Origin of the sequence: Streptomyces stelliscabiei (assembly GCF_014873495.1) — a bacterium.
Lineage (GTDB): Bacteria > Actinomycetota > Actinomycetes > Streptomycetales > Streptomycetaceae > Streptomyces > Streptomyces bottropensis.
The window spans coordinates 9674034-9692633 of record NZ_JADBGF010000001.1 but is presented as its reverse complement, the minus strand read 5'-3'; the positions used below and the strand labels follow the sequence as shown (position 1 = coordinate 9692633).

Sequence of the window (18600 nt, the reverse complement as noted above, 5' to 3'; positions counted from 1 at the left end):
AGCCGCTGAAGCCCTTGGAGAGGAAGGAGGAAACACCGTGCTCCTGACCGACCTGCTGCACCCCGGCATCCTCGAAGCCCTCGCCGGCGCCGGCCACGGCGCCCGCGTCCTGCTCGCCGACGGCCACTACCCCGCGAGCACCGCCACCGGGGACCGCGCGCGGACCGTCCACCTCAACCTGACCCCCGGCCTGCTGGACGTCACCACCGTCCTCGATGTCCTGCTGAACGCCCTGCCCGTCGAGTCGGCCCAGGTGATGGTGCCGCCGGAGGGCGAACCGGAACCCCCGGCCATCACCGAGTACCGCACCCGGCTGGCGCCCGTCCCGGTCGACACGCTCGGCCGCTTCGAGTTCTACGACGCCGCCCGCTCCCCCGACCTGGCGCTGGCGATCGTCACCGCCGACACCCGCACCTACGCCAACCTGCTGCTGACCATCGGCGTCCGCGCTGAAGGGACCCTGAGTACACGATGACCCTCGCTGTCCGTTACACGGCCGCCCGCACCCTGGACACGGCTCCCGCGCTCGATGTGCCGCCCGGCCCGGGTGAGGTGGAGCTGGCGCCCGCCTATGTCGGTATCTGCGGCACCGACCTGCACATCTTTCACGGCGACATGGACGCCCGGGTCGCCGCCCCCGCCGTCCTCGGGCACGAGATGTCCGGCCGGATCGTGCGCGTCGGCCCGGGTGTGGAGGACTGGGCGCCCGGTGACGCGGTGACCGTGATGCCGCTGCGCTGGGACGACACCTGCCCCGCCTGCCGGGCCGGCCACCGGCACGTCTGCCAGAACCTCGACTTCATCGGCATCGATTCCCCCGGCGCGATGCAGCAGCGCTGGACCGTGCCCGCCTCCACCCTGATCCGGCTGCCCGCCTCCGTCCCCCTGGACCGGGCCGCGCTCGTCGAGCCCACGGCGGTCGCCGTGCACGACGTGGGCCGCGCCGCGGTACGCGAGGGGGAGAAGGTCGTGGTGGTCGGCGGCGGGCCCGTCGGTGTCCTCATCGCGCTGGTCGCGCGGGCGGCCGGGGCCGAGGTGCGGGTGGTGGAGCTGAGCGCCCACCGCCGAGCCCTAGCCGAGGAGGTGGGGCTGAGCACCTGGGACCCGGCCGCCGAGGACGTGCCGACGCTGGTCGGTGAGTGGACCGGCGGCGCGGGTGCCGAGGTCGCCTTCGAGGTGTCCGGCGCGGCGGGCGGCGTGGACACGGCGGTCGAGGTGCTGGGGGTGCGTGGCCGGCTGTGCCTGGTCGCGATCCATCCCCGGCCGCGCGAGATCAACCTGCACCGGTTCTTCTGGCGCGAGCTCACCCTCGTCGGGGCCCGGTTGTACGCCCGCTCCGACTTCGAGCGGGCGGTCGTCCTCGTCGCCGACGGCACGATCCCGGCCGACCGGCTGATCAGCAAGGTCGTGCCCCTCACCGAGGCTCCCGCCGCGTTCGAGGCGCTGGAGGCGGGCGGCGACGTCATGAAGATCCTCGTCGACTGCACCGACACCACCGACGACACCACTCAGGGAGCCACCGCATGACCCCCTCCTCTTTCGACCTCACCGGGAAGCTCGCGGTGGTCACCGGTGCCCGGCGCGGGATCGGCCGGGCCATGGCACGGGCGCTGGCCGAGGCCGGCGCGGACATCATCGGCGTCAGCGCCACGCTGGAGGAGTCCGGCAGCGAGGTGGAGAAGGACGTCCTCGCCGCGAACCGCTCCTTCGAAGCGATCCGCACCGACTTCGCCGACCCCGACGCCGTCCGCGCTCTCGGCGAAGATCTCGCCGGACGGGAGCGCCCGGTGGACATCCTGGTGAACAACGCGGGCACCATCCGCCGCGCGCCGGCCGCACAACACCCCGATGAGGACTGGGAGTTGGTGCTGCAGGTCAATCTGACCGCGCAGTTCGCCCTCACCCGCGCCGTCGGCGCCGCGATGGTCGCCCGGGGCAGCGGCAAGGTCGTCTTCACCGCGTCACTGCTCAGTTTCCAGGGCGGGATCACCGTGCCCGGCTACACCGCCGCCAAGCACGGCATCGCCGGACTCACCAAGGCCCTGGCCAACGAGTGGGCCCCGCACGGCGTCAACGTCAACGCCCTCGCCCCCGGCTACATCGCCACCGACAACACCCAGGCCCTCAGGGACGACCCCGCCCGCAGCACAGCCATCCTGGAGCGCATCCCCGCCGGACGCTGGGGCAACGCCGACGATCTGGCCGGGGCGACGGTGTTCCTCGCCTCCGACGCCGCCGCCTACATCCACGGCACCGTCCTGCCCGTCGACGGCGGATGGCTCGGCCGATGACCACCGACCTGAGTGCCGTCCTGGCGGGAGCCCGTCTCCTGCCCGTGCTCACCGTGCCGTCCGTCGCGAGTGCGGGCCCCTTGGCCGAGGCACTCGCGGAAGGCGGCGCCCTGTGCGCCGAGGTCACCTTCCGCACCCCCGACGCCGAACAGGTCGTCAAGGCGATGGCGGCGCACGGCGGCCTGACCGTCGGCGCCGGCACGATCCTCACTCCCGAACAGGCCGAACGCGCCGTAGCGGCCGGCGCCCGCTTCCTCGTCTCCCCCGGCCTCGACGACGAAGTCCTCGCCACATGCCGGGAGCTGGGGGTGCCGGTGGTGCCCGGCATCGCCACCGCCACCGAACTGATGCGCGCCCTGCGGACGGGCGTCGACACCGTCAAACTCTTCCCCGCCGAGGCCATCGGCGGCCTGCGCACCCTCCGGGCGCTCGCCGCACCCTTCCCCGGGGTGCGCTTCGTCCCCACCGGCGGCATCGGCCCCGACCTGCTGGCCGACTACCTCGCCGATCCCGGGGTCCTGGCCGTGGGCGGCAGCTGGATGGCCACCCCCGCCCACCTCGACCGCGGCGACTACACCGAGATCAGCCGCCTCACCGCCGACGCCGTCCGACGGAGCACCCCATGACCGACGTACTGGCCCTCGGAGAAGTCATGCTCCGCCTCGACCCCGGCGAGGGACGCATCCGCACCACCCGCACCTTCCAGGTGTGGGAGGGCGGCGGCGAGTACAACGTCGTGCGCGGGCTGCGCCGCTGCTTCGGCCTGCGCACCGCCGTCGTCACCGCGCTGGCCGACAACGCCGTCGGCCGCCTCGTCGAAGACCTCATCCTCCAGGGTGGCGTCGACACCACCGCCATCCGCTGGATACCCGACGACGGCATCGGCCGCACCGCCCGCAACGGCCTCAACTTCGTCGAACGCGGCTACGGCATCCGCGGCGCCCTCGGCGTCAGCGACCGCGCGAACACCGCCGTCTCCCAGCTCCGGAAAGGAGACATCGACTGGGACACCCTGTTCTCCACCGGCGTGCGCTGGTTCCACACCGGCGGCATCTTCGCCGGCCTGTCCGACACCACCACCGACGTCGCCGACGAAGCCATGACCGCCGCCCGCCGCCACGGCGTCACCGTCTCCTACGACCCCAACTACCGCCCCAGCCTCTGGACCGGCCGCGGCGGCCCCGACCACGCCCGCGAAACCGACCTCCGCCTCGCCCGGCACGCCGACGTCGTCGTCGGCGCCCTCGGCCTGGCGGGCAGCCATCCCGGCACCGAACGCTTCACGCCCGACGAAGTACCGGACGCCCTCACCTCGGTGGCCGGCCTGCTGCCGGAAGCGAAGGTCCTCGCCACCACCCTGCGCGACGTCCCCTCCGCCGGCGTCAACGACTGGACCTCCGCCGCCTGGTCACCCCAGACCGGCCACGTCACCGGCCCCCGCATGCCCGGCCTGCACGTCCTGGACCGCATCGGCTCCGGCGACGCCTTCGCCGCCGGACTCCTCTACGGCCTCCTCACCGGCACCACCCTCGAACACGCCCTCGCCTACGGCACCGCCCACGGCGCCCTCACCATGACCACCCCCGGAGACGTCTCCATGGCCTCCCTCGACGAGATCGAAGCCCTGATCGCGGGCGGCTCGGCCCACGTCAGACGCTGACCCGCCCCGCACCCACCCGCGTCCCCAGGAGCACGTCGTGCACCACCGGAAGATCACCAGCACCCCTGTCGAACTCACCGAACTCGGATTCGGGGCCTCCGTCATCGGCAACCTGTACCGGGTCACCCCGGTCGAGGACGCCAACGCCGCGATCGAGACCGCGTGGGACGCGGGCATCCGCTACTTCGACACCGCCCCGCACTACGGGCTGGGCCTGTCCGAGCGGCGCCTGGGAGCCGCACTGCGCGAGTACCCCCGGGCCGAGTACGTCGTCTCCTCCAAGGTGGGGCGGCTCCTCGTGCCCAACGAACGCCCGCAGGGCGTCGACAGCGAGGGCTTCGTCGTGCGGGACGATCTGCGGCGCCGGTGGGACTTCAGCCGGGACGGGGTCCTGCGGTCCATCGAGGCGACCCTCACGCGGACGGGCCTCGACCGGCTGGACGTCGTGTACCTGCACGACCCCGACGACCACTGGCAGCAGGCCGCCGACGAGGCCATGCCCGCCCTCGCCGACCTGCGCGACCAGGGAGTCGTCGGTGCCATCGGCGCCGGCATGAACCAGTCCGCCATGCTCGCCCGCTTCCTGCGCGAAACCCCCGCCGACGTCGTCATGCTCGCCGGCCGCTACACCCTCCTCGACCAGAGCGCACTCGACGACGTCCTGCCCGCCGCGCGGGAACACCACAAGAGCGTCGTCGGCGTCGGCGTCTTCAATTCGGGCCTGCTCTCGCGCGACCGGCCCGCCGAGGGGATGAAGTACGACTACCGGGCCGCCCCAGCCGCCCTGGTCGACCGGGCCCGGGCCATCGCCGAGGTCTGCGCGGCCCACGGGACGACCCTGCCCGCCGCCGCGATCGCCTTCCCGCTCACCCATCCCACTATCATCAATGTCACCCTCGGTATGCGGACTGCGGAACAGGTCGGACGGAACGTGGAACTCCATCAGCGGGAGGTTCCCGACGGTCTCTGGGACGACCTCCGCGCCCAAGGACTGATCAGGTCGGATGTGCCCGGCATGGGCGGTAGGGCGAGGAGTTCGCAGTGTCTCTGACGGACAGGGCCATCGATCAGATCCGTGAGCTGATCCGCACGGGTGCGCTGCCTCCGGGATCGAAGCTCCCCCCGGAACCCGACCTCGCGGCGCAGCTGGGCCTGTCCCGCAACCTCGCGCGTGAGGCGGTCAAGGCACTGGCCGTCGCCCGGGTCCTGGAGGTCCGCCGCGGCGACGGCACCTACGTCACCAGCCTGCAGCCGAGCCTGCTCCTGGAGGGGCTCGGCGGTGCGGTGGAGCTGTTGCAGGGCGACTCGGCCGCCCTGCAGGACCTCATGGAGGTACGCCGGCTCCTCGAACCCGTCGCCACCGGACTGGCCGCCCTGCGGATCGACGACGAGCAACTGGCCGAGGTCAAGGGCCACTTGGACGCCATGAGGGACGCCCGCGACGACGTGGAGCTGCTCAACCGGCACGACGCGGCCTTCCACCGCGCCGTCGTCGCGGCGACGGGCAACGAGACCCTGCTGACCCTGCTGGAGAGCGTCTCGGGCCGTACGCTGCGCGCCCGGATCTGGCGCGGCCTGGTCGACGACGAGGCCGCGGGCCGGACCCTCGCCGAGCACGAGGCGATCTACTCGGCGCTGGTCACCCGCGACTCCGGCCTCAGCCAGGCGGCCGCCCTGCTGCACGTGAGCAACACCGAACGGGCCCTGCGCGAGCACCTGCGCACCAACCGGCACCTCGGCTACGAGGCGCCGGCACAGAGCTGACGAACCGCCGTCGTGAGGCGTGGCCCGTGGGTCACCAGCGGTTGTAGGGCGGGGAGGGCTGCCGCGCGTGGGCGTTGTCCGTGCCGTCGTACGGGGCGCGTGCGGGTACGGGCCGGCGCCGGTCGTCGTCGCCGAGCACCATGTCAGGGTCGAACATGACGATGACCGCGGCGACCAGGAGGACGACGAGCGGGCCCGCGAGCATCGCCAGCAGGAACGACAGCAGGTCGGCGGAGGACTGCGAGACGGCCGACCGGCCGCCGAGGTGGACGGAGACGGCGGCCATACCGGTGTAGTGCATGCCGGTGACGGCCACGCCCATGACCAGGCTCGCTCCCAGGCTGGCCCACAGCGTATGGATGGAGACCGCGGCCCACAGCGCCGCCGTGGCGGCCACGACGGCGATGAGGACGGACAGGACCACCGTCCAGGTGGCGTAGTGGACCGTGCCGTTGGTGTGCACGGCGGCCATGCCCAGGTAGTGCATGGCCGCGACGCCGAGGCCGGTGACCGCGCCCGCCGTCGCCAGGGTCGTCGGGGAACCGCCCCGGTAGCCCACGAGGAACACGCCGAGGGCGACGACACCGATGGCGACCGCGAGGCTGAGGACGGTCTTCGTCAGGTCGTAGGTGACCAGGGCGCCCTGCACGCTGAACCCGATCATCGCGATGAAGTGCATGGTCCAGATGCCGCAGCCGATCGAGATCGCGCCCAGGCACAGCCAGCCGGCCCTGCGCTCCGGTCGCCGCAACGACCGTGTCGTGCAGCGCAGTCCGAGCGCGGCACCGAGGCATGCCATCAGATAGGCGGCGACCGGGGTCGCTGCGCCGTAATAGAAATTGGAGACGGTGGCGTTCAACGCAGGTTCCCTTCACAGGCATGACCGCGGGCGGCAGCGAGGCACGGGGGTGCCGGCACAGTGGTGTGGCGCACGCACCTGCCACGTCGCGGGCCGGACCGACGCGGTACCGGGATGTCCGGCTCCTCGTCGGCCGCCGAGTCCTGGGCCTGACCGCGGAGCCGACCGAAAGACGCCCCCTGCCCCCTGCCCCCTGTCCCTCTCCCCCGACGCACGTGTGGTGCGCATCGGCCCGGGTGACACCTGTCACCGGACCACGCGAAAGCCCTGCCCCAGGGCAGAGCGCGTGGACCGGGCGATGAGTTCAAGCCACCAGGCCGGTTGTCCACGATTCAACCACATGGAGTGCGTGTTCCGTCCCCATCGAGGGCAACCGGCCTGAACGGCCCACCCCTTCCGGGGCGCCGTGCGCTAGGCCCGCGTGATGCCGAGCCGCTCCGCGAGTTCGTGGGCGTCGACGCCGTACGTCTCCCGGATGCTCACCCCCTCGGTGCCCACGTCGAAGACGCCGTGGTCGGTGTAGACACGGCTGACGCAGCCGACGCCGGTGAGCGGGTAGGTGCACCGCGGCACGAGCTTCGGCTCCCCGGAGCGGGTGAAGAGGGTCATCATCACGTAGACGTCCTTGGCGCCGATGGCGAGGTCCATGGCACCGCCGACGGCAGGGATGTCGTCGGGTCCGCCGGTGTGCCAGTTGGCCAGATCGCCGTCGAAGGCGACCTGGTACGCCCCGAGGACACAGACGTCGAGATGCCCGCCGCGCATCATCGCGAAGGAGTCGGCGTGGTGGAAGTAGGCCGCCCCCGGCAGCTCGGTCACCGGCACCTTGCCGGCGTTGGTCAGGTCCGGGTCGATCGCGTCGCCCTCGGCCTTCGGACCCATGTTGAGCATGCCGTTCTCGGTGTGCAGCACCACCCCGGAACCGTCCGGCAGATGGTCGGCGATCCTGGTGGGCTGCCCGATGCCGAGGTTGACGAAGGCGCCGGCCGGGATGTCGCGTGCGATGACGGCGGCCAGTTCGTCCGTCGAGAGCCGGTGGTCGGCGCTCCTCGGCACCCCGGCGTACGCCTGTTCGCGGGACGTGGTGGTCATCGGGCCCCCTGCACGGTGTAGCGGCGGGCCCGCACCTGGACGACCCGGTCGACATAGATGGACGGGGTGACGACGGCCTCGGGATCGAGCCGGCCGGCCTCGACGACCTCGTCCACCTGGACGATGGTCGTCGTCGCGGCCGTGGCCATGACCGGGCCGAAGTTGCGGGCGGTCTTGCGGTAGACGAGGTTGCCCAGCGTGTCCGCGGCATGGGCGCCGATCAGCGCGTAGTCGCCCTTGATGGGGTACTCCAGCACGTACCTCCGCCCGTCGATCTCACGCTCCTCCTTGCCCTCGGCGAGCGGCGTGCCGACCGCGGTCGGGCAGTAGAACGCGCCGATGCCGGCCCCGGCCGCGCGCATCCGCTCGGCGAGGTTGCCCTGCGGCACCACCTCCAGCTCGACCTTCTTCTCGCGGTAGAGGCCGTCGAAGACCCAGGAGTCGGCCTGGCGCGGGAAGGAGCAGAGCACCTTGCGCACCCGGCCGGCGGCGAGCAGCGCGGCCAGTCCGACCTCGCCGTTGCCGGCGTTGTTGGAGACGATGGTGAGGTCCTTGGCGCCCTGCCGGATCAGTGCGTCGATCAGGTCGAACGGCATCCCGGCCAGTCCGAAGCCGCCGACGAGGACGGTGGAGCCGTCCTCGATCCCGGCGACCGCGGCGTCGGCGCTCTCGACGATCTCCGCCCGGCTCACGCGGCCGCCCCCCTCACGTCGCAGTTCTCCAGGACGACGGCCAGGCCCTGACCGACCCCGATGCAGATCGCGGCGACGCCGTAGCGCTGCCCCGTCTCGCGCAGCACCTTGGCCAGCGTGCCGAGGACCCGCCCGCCCGAAGCGCCCAGCGGGTGTCCGATGGCGATGGCGCCGCCCTTCTGGTTGACGATCGCGGGGTCGATCTTCCACGCGTCGAGGCAGGCGAGCGACTGCACGGCGAAGGCCTCGTTGATCTCGACCGCGCCCACCTGGTCCCAGCCGACACCGGCCCGGGCCAGCGCCCGGTTCGCGGCCTCGACCGGCGCGTAGCCGAAGGCCTCCGGTTCCAGCGCCATCACGCCGCGGCCGGCGATCCGGGCGACCGGGTCGGCCCCGATCGCGGCGGCGGCCCGCTCGCTGCCCAGCAGCACCGCGGAGGCGCCGTCGTTGAGCGGGCTGGCGTTGCCCGCGGTGATGGTGCCGCCCTGTTCCGGCGTACGGAAGACCGGCTTGAGCCCGGCCAGCACCTCGGGCGTGGACCCGGCCCGGATGCCCTCGTCGCGGGTCAGGTCGGCACCGTCGACCGGCACCACCAGGTCGTCGTAGAAGCCCGACTCCCATGCCTCGTGGGCGAGTCGGTGGGAGCGGGCGGCGAACTCGTCCTGGCGTTCGCGGGAGATGTCGAAGCGGTCGCGGAGCCGTTCGTTGGACTCGCCGAGGCTGACCGTCCACTCCTTCGGCATCCGCGGGTTGACCAGGCGCCAGCCGAGCGTGGTCGAGACGGCGGTGACGTCGCCGACCGGGAACGGCTTCGCCTGCTTCGGCAGCACCCACGGCGCCCGCGTCATCGATTCCACGCCGCCGGTCAGCACCACCTCGGCGTCGCCGGACTCGATCGTCCGGCTCGCGATCATCGCGGCGTCGAGGCTCGACCCGCACAGCCGGTTGACCGTGGTGCCGGGCACGCTCACCGGGAGCCCGGCGAGCAGCGCCGCCATGCGGCCGACGTTGCGGTTCTCCTCGCCGGCGCCGTTGGCGTTGCCCCAGACCACGTCGTCGATCGCGGCGGGGTCGAGGTCCGGCACCCCGGCGAGTGTCGAGGTGATCGCGGCGGCGGCGAGGTCGTCGGGACGGACCCCGGCCAAGGCGCCGTTGAAGCGACCGAAGGGCGTCCGGGTCGCGGCGTACAGGAATGCGCTCATGACAGCGACGCTACCGCCGGGCCACGATATTCTGAAGTACGCATATCGCGATCGATTGATATGGACGACATATGGATCTGCGACATCTCCGGTACTTCGTGGCGGTGGCCGAGGAGCGGCACTTCGGTCGCGCCGCCGAGCGGTTGCACATGGCCCAGCCGCCCCTGTCCCAGCAGATCCGGCAGTTGGAGGCCGAGCTGGGCGTCGAGCTGCTCCACCGCACCACACGCCGAGTCGACCTCACCGAGGCGGGCGGGGCCTATCTGGAGCGGGCGCGGGCGATCCTCGCCGACGTCGACGAGGCCGCCCACCACGCCCGGCGCGTCGCCGCCGGCACGGTCGGCCACCTCGCGATCGGGTGCGTCGGCTCGGCGACGTACAGCCTCCTGCCGGCGCTCTCCCGCCGCCTCGCGGAGGAGCTTCCCGGCGTCGACTTCTCCTTCCGCGGCGAGATGCTGGCACCCGACCAGGTCGAGGCGCTGCGCACCGGCGCGATCGACGTGGCGCTGCTGCGCCCCCCGGTGGCCGATCTGTCCCTGACCGTGCGCGCGCTGCGCCGGGACCGGCTCGTCGTCGCCGTACCGGTCGACCACCCGCTCGCCCGCCGGAAACGGCTGCGCGCCGCCGACCTCGACGGCGCCGACCTGATCGTGCACTCCGCCGACCGCCGTTCGGTGATGTACGACGTGGTCCTGGGACTCCTGCGTGACGCGGGCGTCCAGCCGCACGTCCGCCACGAGGTCGGCGAGACGTCGACGCTGGTCACGCTCGTGGCCGGTGGTCTGGGTGTCGCGGTGGTGCCGGAGCCCGTGACCGCGCTGGCGCTCGACGGTGTCGCCTATCTCCCGCTGGCCGGGGCGGACGCGCGCGTGGAGCTGGCCGTGGCCCACCGCGCCGAACGCTCCGAGCCGCATCTGGAGCGCACCGTGGGGATCATCCGGGCGATGTTCTGAGCCGCAGCCGCCGTGACCGGAGGAGGCCTTGTCTCCGTCTCGCGCCGCGATCGGCCCGCCTCCCGGCCGCTGTCGGCCGGCGGGACGCCGGGTGCGTCGGGGGCCCGCGGCGGCGTCCGTGCGACCACAATGAGCTGCCGAAGCACCAGGGAAGGAACCCCACGTGGCCGACTACGCACTGACCCTCGACGACTCGGAGATCGCGCGCTACCGGCTCATGGCCGACCTCGCCGAGCGGCGTGAACGCGAGCTGTGGACCGCCGCCGGGGTGGTGTCCGGCGCGCGGATCGCGGACGTGGGGTGCGGGCCGGGCGCGCTCTCGGTGCGGCTGGCGGCCATCGCCGCCCCCGGGGGCGGCGTCTGGGCCGTGGACCGCGACGAGGAGGCGCTGGCCGTCGCCGCCGCGCTCGCCGAACGCTCCCGAGTCCCCGTGCACACCTCCACCGGCTCCGCCGACGCCACCGCTCTGCCGGAGGGCACCTTCGACGTGGTGATGCTCCGGCACGTCCTCGCGCACAACGGCGGCCGGGAGCAGGCGATCGTGGACCATCTCGCCGAACTGGCCAGGCCCGGGGGCGGCACGGTGTACCTCGTCGACATCGACGCGACCGCCTTCCGGCTGCGGGGCGCGCCTGCGGCGTACGAGGAGATGAGCGAGCGCTACCGCGAGTTGCACCGACGCCAGGGCGACGACCTCTCCGTCGGCACCCGGCTCGACGAACTGCTCACCGCGGCCGGCCTCGAAGTCAGCGCCTACGAGGGCCACATCGACGTCATGACGCCCCCGCCCGGTATGCGGGGCCCGGCCTGGGCCGCCCGGGAGACCCTGCTCGCCGAGGGGCTGGCCACCCCGGACGACATCGCCCGCTGGGACGAGGCGTTCGGGCGGGCCGAACAGGCCCTGGCCGGCCTCCGCTTCTTCGGCAACACCTACGTCGCCGTCGGCCGCCGCGCCTGAACTCCGGGTCCCCGCGCGGCGGCCCGGCCGCGGGGCCGTCGTTCACTCGAAGGAACAGCCCGGGTTCGGGGCGTCCTCGGAGAACGGGGAGCCGTGCGGGAGGACGTAGAGGACGACCAGCACGAGCGGGGTGTCGCCGAGATTGCGGCCGAGGTGGACGTAGCCGGTACCGGCCGGCTCCTGGATGGTGTCGCCGGTGCCGTAGACGCCGTCGGACTCGCAGGTGGAGTCGTAGTGGCTGAGGGTGCCCTGCTCGACGACGCCGTAGAGCGGCCCGTCGTGGTAGTGCCAGCCGGTGGCCTGGCCGGGCGGGATGGTGACTTCACGCAGGATGTAGTCGGTGCCGTGCGCGGTGGTCCGGCTGATCACCCGGCCCGAGACCCCTGGGCCCGCGGGGGTGGCGTGGGCGGTGCCGCCCGCCACGAGGGCGGCGGCGGTCACCGCCCCGGCGACGGCGGTACGGAGCGTGCGGCGCATACGGGGCCTCCTGCGGGGCGGGGAAGACAGCGGTTGCCGCCGTGAACATAGGCCGCCGCATGGGCTGTTGACGACGAAATCCCGAAGATCCACACCCGTCCGCACGGAACTCGACGCGTTCTCGTCGTCGGTGTGACCGGCGCCCGGCGTACCGGCCCGTCAGCCGACGCCCCGGTCGTGTCCGGACCGGTAGGGCTCCCGCAGCTTGAAACGTCTGGATCTTCCCGGTGGCCGTGCGCGGAATGGCGTCCCGGAACTCCACGCTCGTCGGCGCCTTGAACCCGGCCATGCGCTCCTTGCAGTAGGCGATGATCTCCGCCTCGGTCACCGCCGCTCCCTCGGCCAGGACGATCAGCGCCTTGACCGTCTCGCCCCACCTGGTGTCCGGCACGCCGATGACCGCGACCTCGGCCACCCCGGGGTGGCCGAAGATCGTGTCCTCCACCTCGATCGACGACACGTTCTCGCCGCCGGTGATGATGACGTCCTTCTTCCGGTCCGAGATCGTCAGATGGCCGTCCCGCGCGTCGACGCTCCCGCCGTCGCCCGTGCGGAACCAGCCGTCCTCCAGCACGGCCGCCGTCTCCTCCGGTTTCTCCCAGTACCGTCGAGCACCACGTTCGACCGCGCCGGCACCTCACCGGAGTCCGCCACCCGGAGCTTCACACCGAGCGCCGGCAGCCCGGCCCGCGACAGCTTCCGCGCCCGCTCCTCGCCCCGCAGGGCCTCGTCCTCGGGCCGCGCGCGGTTGAAGGTCAGCAGCGGGGAGGTCTCCGTCAGGCCGTGGATCTGGGTGAACTCCCCAGCCCAATTCCTCCTCGACCCGCTGGATCGTCCGGCCCGGCCTGGACCGGGTAACCGCACTTGGCCCGGACGAAGGCCGAGGTGGGCGGCGTGGCGTCTCCCCCCGGACGAGCGGGACCGGGCACAGATGTGCATCGTTGAGGCTTATCCACGCATTTGCCGGGAACCCGGGATGCGCAGCGGTCGTCGGTGGGGCTCCGGCCCGAAAGACGGCCTCGGGCGACGGACGAGGGAGAGGCCGTGACCGTTCGTGTGGGCGTAGAGGAAGAGTTCCATGTTCTGGACGCGGAAAACGGGCGGCTGACACCAGGGGCAGGCGCGATTCTCGGTCGCCTGCACAGATCGGAGTCGGACTTCAAGCCCGAACTGCAGCGGTCGGCTGTGGAGTGGAACAGCCGGGTCCACGCCTCGCTGGAGTCCCTGCACACCGACCTGGCCGGAGCGCGGCGCCGGCTGGACGCGGCGGCCTCGGGTGCGGGACTGGCCGTCGTCGCGGCCGGGACCGTTCCGTTCGCGCGGGTGACGTCCGGTGACACGACCCCGGATTTCCGCTACCGGTACATGGCCGACGAGTACCGGCGGGTCGCCGACGAACATCTGGTGTGCAGCGCGCAGGTCCATGTCGACGTGCCCGACCGCGACACGGCCGTACGGATCATGTGCGCCGTCTCGCCCTGGCTGCCCCCTCTGCTGGCGCTGTCCGCCAGCTCGCCGTTCTGGCTGGGCTCCGACACGGGGTACGCGAGCTGGCGCACCATGCTGTGGCAGCGCTGGCCCACCGCCGGGCCGGTCGGCTGCTTCGCCGGAGCCGCCGAGTACGACGCCGCCGTCCAGGACCTGATCCGCTCCGGCGTGATCAAGGATTCGGGAATGGTCTACTACGACCTCCGGCCGAGCGAGCACCAGCGGACCCTGGAACTGCGCATCTGCGACGCCTGCCCGCGCCCCGAGACGGTCGTGCTCGTCACCGGACTGTTCCGGGCCCTGGTCGAGGACGCCCGGGACCTGCTGGAGCGGGAACCGGAGCGGGTGTGCGAGGGCGGGCACGAATGGCTGCGGTCCGCGGTCTGGCGCGCGGCCCGGTCGGGCCTGGAGGGCGACCTGGTCGACCCCGTCACCCGTCTCGCCGAGCCCGCGCCCGACGTCCTGCGCGGGATGCTACGGCGCCTGCGCCCGCCCCTGGAGGCCCTCGGCGACTGGGACACCGTACGCGTCCTCATGGAGGAGGCGCTGGCCCGGGGCAGCGCCGCGCACCGCCTGCGCCGGATGGCCGAGGAGCAGGGGCTGTCGGCCTGCGTCCGGACACTGGTCGCCGAGACCCGCGGCGAGCGCGGGCGGAGCCCCGCCGCCAGGGCCGTGCGCCGGCCCGTCACGGTGGCCGAGGCAGCCCCGCCCGGGCCCCCGGCGACGTTCTCGGTGGGGACCCTCGGCGGCTGACACCCCGAGCCGTCATGCAGGAAGGCAGGCACCGGCCCGTCACCCCCCAGGACGCGCCACGGCGCGGAGAACCTGGACGGAAAGGCCGTCCTCCGCGCCCGTGGTGCGGTGCCGCCCATGATCAAGGAGAGTGGCTCGCATGCCCAGCAGCAAGACCGACGCCCAAGCTAATCCGAGCGGCTCGTGCCCGCTCGCGGCTCCGTCCCCGAGCGAGGCCGGCGGCCTGCCCCTGCGAGGGGGTGCGGTCTGATGTGCGGTCTGAGCGGAGAGATCCGCTTCGACGGCGGACGGCCCGATCTGGCCGCCGTCGAGCGCATGACCGACCGGCTCGCCCCCCGGGGACCGGACGGCAGGGGCCTGTGGTCGCAGGGCCCCGTCGCACTGGGGCACCGGCGGTTGAAGATCATCGACCTGTCGGAGTGCGGGGCCCAGCCGATGACCGACCCCGAGGGCCGCATCGCCGGTGTCTTCAACGGCTGCATCTACAACTACCGGGAACTGCGTAGCGAACTGCGCGGTCTCGGCCACCGCTTCTTCTCCGGCTCCGACACCGAGGTGGTGCTCAAGGCCTACCAGCAGTGGGGAACCGCCTGCGTCGAGCGCTTCTACGGCATGTTCGCCTTCGTCATCGTCGAACAGGCCACCGGCCGCGTGGTGCTGGCCCGTGACCGACTCGGCATCAAGCCGATGTACCTGGCCGAAGCCCCGGGGCGGCTGCGCTTCGCCTCCTCGCTGCCGGCCCTGCTGGCAGGCGGCGGTGTCGACACCTCGCTCGACCCGGTCGCGTTGCACCAGTACATGAGCTGGCACGCCACCGTGGCCGCGCCCCGCACGGTCCTCACCGGCGTCCGCAGACTGCCCGCCGCCACCGTGCGCGTCGTCGAGGCGGACGGCAGTCACCGCGACGTCTGCTACTGGCGGCCTCCGTACACCCGGCGGCCCGAGCACGCGGGGATGGCCGCCGACGACTGGCGGGACGCGGTGCTGGACGCGCTGCGCACCGCCGTACGTCGGCGCATGGTCGCCGACGTCCCCGTGGGCGTCCTGCTGTCCGGCGGCCTCGACTCCAGCCTCATCGTGGCCCTGCTGGCCGACGAGGGACAGCGCGATCTCGCGACGTTCAGCGTGGGCTTCGAGTCCGAGGGCGGCGAGACGGGTGACGAGTTCGCCTACTCCGACCTGGTCGCCCGGCACTTCGGCACGGACCACCACCAGCTGATGGTGCCCTCCGACCGGGTGTCGACGGCACTGGACGCGGCGATCGCGGCGATGAGCGAGCCGATGGTCAGCCACGACGTGGTGGCCTTCCATCTGCTGTCCGAGCAGGTGGCGAAGGAGGTCAAGGTCGTCCAGAGCGGTCAGGGCGCCGACGAGGTCTTCGCCGGCTACCACTGGTACCCGGACATGGCCGCCGTCGAGCGGGAGCGGGCGCACGAGGCGTACGCCGAGACGTACTTCGACCGCTCGCACACCGATCTCGCCGGGATCCTCCAGCCCCACCTGCTGCCCGACCACGACGTGTCCGGCCGCTTCGTACGGGAGCACATGGCCCGTCCGGGTGCCGAGACCGCGCTGGACGCGGCGCTGCGGCTGGACGCCGAGGTGATGCTCGTCGACGACCCGGTCAAGCGCGTCGACAACATGACCATGGACTGGGGTCTGGAGGCCCGCGTCCCCTTCCTCGACCACGACCTGGTCGAGCTGGCCGCCGCCTGCCCGCCCGAGCTGAAGCTCGCCGACGGCGGCAAGGGCGTCCTGCGGGCCGCCGGCCGCCGGGTCCTGCCCTCATCGGTCGTCGACCAGCCCAAGGGCTACTTCCCCGTACCCGCCGTCAAGCACATGGCCGGGCCCGTGCTGAGCCGGGTGCGTGAGGCTCTGACGGCGCCCGAGGCCAGGTCACGGGGCGTCTTCAAGGACGCGTACGTGCAGCGGCTGCTGTCGGCGCCGGACGAGCACCGCACCAGGCGTGGGGCGAACCAGCTGTGGCAGGTAGCTTTGCTGGAGATATGGCTGCAAACGCACGGAATCCGTTGACCGGCGCGCAGGGGACCCGTACCCCGCGCCCCTCGACGCAGGCCCTGTCGTCCCCGCCGACGGGTTCCCCCGCACTCGCCCCCGTCGGTGACGACGTCGTCGACGGGATGCCGTGGCGCGTCGACGAGCCCGGTGTGCCCCCGGCGGCGGGGGGCACGGCCTTCACCCCGGCGGGCACCACCGTTCCGGCGCCGTCGCCGGTCACGCTGCCCGACACCGCCGGACCGCTGGACACACCGCAGCCACTGAGGTCCCACGGCTGCTGGTATCCGTCGGTGGACCCCAGCGGCGGACACGTCGCCTTCATCTGCGACCGGGGCGGTGTGCCGCAGCTGTGGAGCGGCCCGGTCGACGGGGACGAGGTCCATCTGCTGGACTCCGATCCCCATCCGGTCAAGGAGGTGGCCTGGTCGCCCGACGGCCGCTGGATCGCCTACACCACCGCGCCGGGCGGCGGCGAACACACCCGGGTGCTGTGCGTACGCCCCGACGGCACCGGGCGCCACATCCTCGCCGGTGCCGAACCCGGCAGCTCCGCGTACCTGGGCTGCTGGCAGCACGACGGTTCGGCCGTCGCCGTCACCGTCGCCGAGCCGGTTCCCGTGCCGGGCGAGACCGAGGCGGAGGAGTGGCCGGCCTTCGCGGAGCCGGGCCTCGCCGACCCCCGGACGTACACCGCCCGCCGCCCGCCGGGGTGGGCCGCCCGGGACGGCCGGGCGGTCCTGCTGGGCGGCCCGCGCTATGGCGACGCCGGCCCCGCCGCCCATGCCGCGGAACGCCTGGGAGGGGAGGTCGACGGAGCGGCTCACGTTCCGGCCCACCTGTACGGGGCCGGGGCGTCACAGCGGCCGGACCCGGCACCCGCCGACGGGGAAGGCGGCGAGAGGGACCCGCGGGGGACGGCCGGTGGAGGTCTGGCCGCCTACCTCGTCGACCCGCTGGGCGTGGCGGCCCCGGCCCTGCTGGCGGTCGAACGCGGCGCCGCCACCCTGCGCGTGTGCGACATCAGCCGGGACGGACGCCTGGCCCTGGTGCGCCGGGGCCCGCGCGGCCGCCGTGAGGCCCTCGTCGTACGCACCACCGATCTGCGGACCACCTTCGCCCTGCCCGTCGCCGACGGTGATCCGTGGATCGGCCGGTTCTCCCCCGACGGCGGCACCCTGTGGCTGCGCAGCGACGCGTCCCGCGAGTTCGCGGCGCTGTTCGCCGTCCGTCTCGATCCCGCCGGGGAACGGCTCGGACTGTCCGTCGCGGCGGAGCGCGCGGACTGCGGACTGGAGCTGCTGGCCTTCGGGCACGACGGGCGCACCGCCGCGCTGGCCTGGAACGTGCGCGGCGCCAGCGAGGTGGAGGTCACCGCCGTCTCGGCGACGTCCGGTGGGGACGCCCGGACGGGGCCCCGGCAGACGGTGGCGCTGCCGCACGAGGTGGTGACGCGTATCCCGCGCGTCGGCGGCGCGGCGGGACTGGTGCTGGCTCTGTCCGGCTCGCAGCGCCGGCCGGGTGTGTGGTCGTTCGCCGACGGCGTCGCGCGGCGCACGCGGTGGTCGTCCCGGGACGAGGACGCCGTCCCTCCCGGCCGTCCCCCCGTGCGCCCCGTGCCGCTGCGACTGGCCGCGCGCGACGGGCTGCCGCTGAACGGCTGGTACTACCGGGCACCGGGCCGGGGGCCCGGCGTACCGGCGCCCTGCGTCCTGCATCTGCACGGCGGGCCGGAGGAGCAGGAACGCCCGGTCTTCAACCCGCTCTACCACGAGCTGCTGGGCCGGGGCGTCGACGTCTTCGCGCCGGATGTGCGCGGTTCCTCGGGGCACGGCCGGTCGTTCGTCGACGCCGACCTCGGCACCGGACGGTTCGCCGCGATCGAGGATGTCGCCGACTGCGCGGCCCACGTCGTCGTGACCGGTCTCGCCGATCCGCGACGGCTCGCCGTCATGGGCCGCTCGTACGGCGGCTACCTGGTGATGGCCTGCCTCGTGTGGCACCCGGACCTCTTCCGCACCGGCGTCGCGGCCTGCGGCATGTCCGACTTCGCGACCTTCTACGCCGGGACCGAACCGTGGATCGCGGAGTCGGCCGCGCACAAGTACGGCCACCCGGAACACGACCGTGAGCTGTTGCGCGCGCTGTCCCCCATGACCCGCGTCGACGCGCTGCGCGTCCCCGTGCTCACCGTCCACGGTGAACACGACACCAACGTGCCGCTCGGCGAATCCGAGCAGTTCGTGCGCGCGGCCCGCGAACGCGGCCTGGAGGCCGAGCTGCTGATGCTGCGCGACGAGGGCCACGACTTCCTGCGCGCGGACAGCCGGAAACTCTTCCGCCGGACCGCCGCCGACTGGATCCAGCGGCACATCGCCGACTGACACGGCCCGGG

At 73.1% G+C, this 18600-nt stretch carries 17 protein-coding genes and 1 pseudogene; 12 read left to right on the top strand and 6 right to left on the bottom strand.

Going from position 1 to position 18600, the window contains the following annotated elements:
* Positions 1-37 precede the first annotated feature (37 nt).
* From H4687_RS42250 to H4687_RS42220, 7 genes are read left to right on the top strand one after another with little or no spacing between them, the layout of a single operon-like run.
* Positions 38-475: an RbsD/FucU domain-containing protein gene (locus H4687_RS42250; RefSeq protein ID WP_046916368.1), complete on the top strand. Its 438-nt coding sequence runs from the start codon at positions 38-40 to the stop codon at positions 473-475.
* A complete protein-coding gene (locus H4687_RS42245) occupies positions 472-1527 on the top strand; it encodes a (R,R)-butanediol dehydrogenase (protein WP_046916369.1) in 1056 nt (351 codons plus the stop codon). The genes H4687_RS42250 and H4687_RS42245 overlap by 4 nt, the downstream gene beginning before the upstream one ends.
* Positions 1524-2291 (top strand): SDR family oxidoreductase, encoded by a 768-nt coding sequence (locus H4687_RS42240; protein WP_046916370.1) that lies wholly within the window; start codon positions 1524-1526, stop codon positions 2289-2291. The genes H4687_RS42245 and H4687_RS42240 overlap by 4 nt, the downstream gene beginning before the upstream one ends.
* Entirely contained in the window at positions 2288-2917 is a 630-nt protein-coding gene (locus tag H4687_RS42235) for a bifunctional 4-hydroxy-2-oxoglutarate aldolase/2-dehydro-3-deoxy-phosphogluconate aldolase (RefSeq protein ID WP_046916371.1), read from the top strand. The genes H4687_RS42240 and H4687_RS42235 overlap by 4 nt, the downstream gene beginning before the upstream one ends.
* On the top strand, positions 2914-3951 hold the full coding sequence (locus H4687_RS42230; RefSeq protein ID WP_046916372.1) for a sugar kinase: 1038 nt from the start codon (positions 2914-2916) through the stop codon (positions 3949-3951). The genes H4687_RS42235 and H4687_RS42230 overlap by 4 nt, the downstream gene beginning before the upstream one ends.
* A gap of 37 nt (positions 3952-3988) precedes the next feature.
* On the top strand, positions 3989-5002 hold the full coding sequence (locus H4687_RS42225) for an aldo/keto reductase (protein ID WP_046916373.1): 1014 nt from the start codon (positions 3989-3991) through the stop codon (positions 5000-5002).
* Positions 4993-5715, top strand: a complete 723-nt coding sequence (locus H4687_RS42220) for a FadR/GntR family transcriptional regulator (protein ID WP_046916374.1) — start codon at positions 4993-4995, stop codon at positions 5713-5715. Before H4687_RS42225 ends, H4687_RS42220 begins: the two co-directional genes overlap by 10 nt.
* Before the next feature lie 31 nt (positions 5716-5746).
* On the opposite strand, the gene H4687_RS42215 is transcribed toward H4687_RS42220, so the two are convergent.
* The 4 genes from H4687_RS42215 to H4687_RS42200 all read right to left on the bottom strand — a co-directional run bounded on the left by H4687_RS42215 (position 5747) and on the right by H4687_RS42200 (position 9560).
* On the bottom strand, positions 5747-6574 hold the full coding sequence (locus tag H4687_RS42215; RefSeq protein ID WP_050398909.1) for an MHYT domain-containing protein: 828 nt from the start codon (positions 6572-6574) through the stop codon (positions 5747-5749).
* A 411-nt stretch (positions 6575-6985) separates the two neighbouring features.
* The gene (locus H4687_RS42210) at positions 6986-7666 is read right to left on the bottom strand and encodes a 3-oxoacid CoA-transferase subunit B (RefSeq protein ID WP_046916837.1); all 681 of its coding nucleotides are present in this window, start codon (positions 7664-7666) and stop codon (positions 6986-6988) included.
* A complete protein-coding gene (locus tag H4687_RS42205; protein WP_046916836.1) occupies positions 7663-8358 on the bottom strand; it encodes a 3-oxoacid CoA-transferase subunit A in 696 nt (231 codons plus the stop codon). Before H4687_RS42205 ends, H4687_RS42210 begins: the two co-directional genes overlap by 4 nt.
* The gene (locus tag H4687_RS42200) at positions 8355-9560 is read right to left on the bottom strand and encodes a thiolase family protein (RefSeq protein ID WP_046916835.1); all 1206 of its coding nucleotides are present in this window, start codon (positions 9558-9560) and stop codon (positions 8355-8357) included. Before H4687_RS42200 ends, H4687_RS42205 begins: the two co-directional genes overlap by 4 nt.
* 71 nt (positions 9561-9631) lie before the next feature.
* Here H4687_RS42200 and H4687_RS42195 point away from each other — a divergent pair, with 71 nt between their 5' ends.
* Together H4687_RS42195 and H4687_RS42190 are read left to right on the top strand one after the other, a co-directional pair.
* Positions 9632-10513, top strand: coding sequence for a LysR substrate-binding domain-containing protein (locus H4687_RS42195; RefSeq protein WP_046916834.1), 882 nt, complete (start codon positions 9632-9634; stop codon positions 10511-10513).
* Positions 10514-10676: 163 nt separating this feature from the next.
* A complete protein-coding gene (locus H4687_RS42190) occupies positions 10677-11471 on the top strand; it encodes a methyltransferase domain-containing protein (protein WP_046916833.1) in 795 nt (264 codons plus the stop codon).
* A 42-nt stretch (positions 11472-11513) separates the two neighbouring features.
* On the opposite strand, the gene H4687_RS42185 is transcribed toward H4687_RS42190, so the two are convergent.
* Together H4687_RS42185 and H4687_RS42180 are read right to left on the bottom strand one after the other, a co-directional pair.
* The gene (locus H4687_RS42185; RefSeq protein WP_046916832.1) at positions 11514-11948 is read right to left on the bottom strand and encodes a cupin domain-containing protein; all 435 of its coding nucleotides are present in this window, start codon (positions 11946-11948) and stop codon (positions 11514-11516) included.
* A gap of 159 nt (positions 11949-12107) precedes the next feature.
* Positions 12108-12792 (bottom strand): annotated as a pseudogene (locus H4687_RS42180) (AMP-binding enzyme); the annotation flags it as partial.
* 200 nt (positions 12793-12992) lie between these two features.
* On the opposite strand from H4687_RS42180, the gene H4687_RS42175 reads away from it, so the two are divergent.
* The 3 genes from H4687_RS42175 (at position 12993) to H4687_RS42165 (ending at position 18589) form a co-directional block, all read left to right on the top strand.
* Positions 12993-14189 (top strand): carboxylate-amine ligase, encoded by a 1197-nt coding sequence (locus tag H4687_RS42175; protein ID WP_046916831.1) that lies wholly within the window; start codon positions 12993-12995, stop codon positions 14187-14189.
* Between the two features lie 249 nt (positions 14190-14438).
* Positions 14439-16223, top strand: a complete 1785-nt coding sequence (locus H4687_RS42170; RefSeq protein ID WP_046916830.1) for an N-acetylglutaminylglutamine amidotransferase — start codon at positions 14439-14441, stop codon at positions 16221-16223.
* Entirely contained in the window at positions 16196-18589 is a 2394-nt protein-coding gene (locus tag H4687_RS42165; protein WP_046916829.1) for a prolyl oligopeptidase family serine peptidase, read from the top strand. Before H4687_RS42170 ends, H4687_RS42165 begins: the two co-directional genes overlap by 28 nt.
* The last annotated feature ends 11 nt before the right edge of the window (positions 18590-18600 follow it).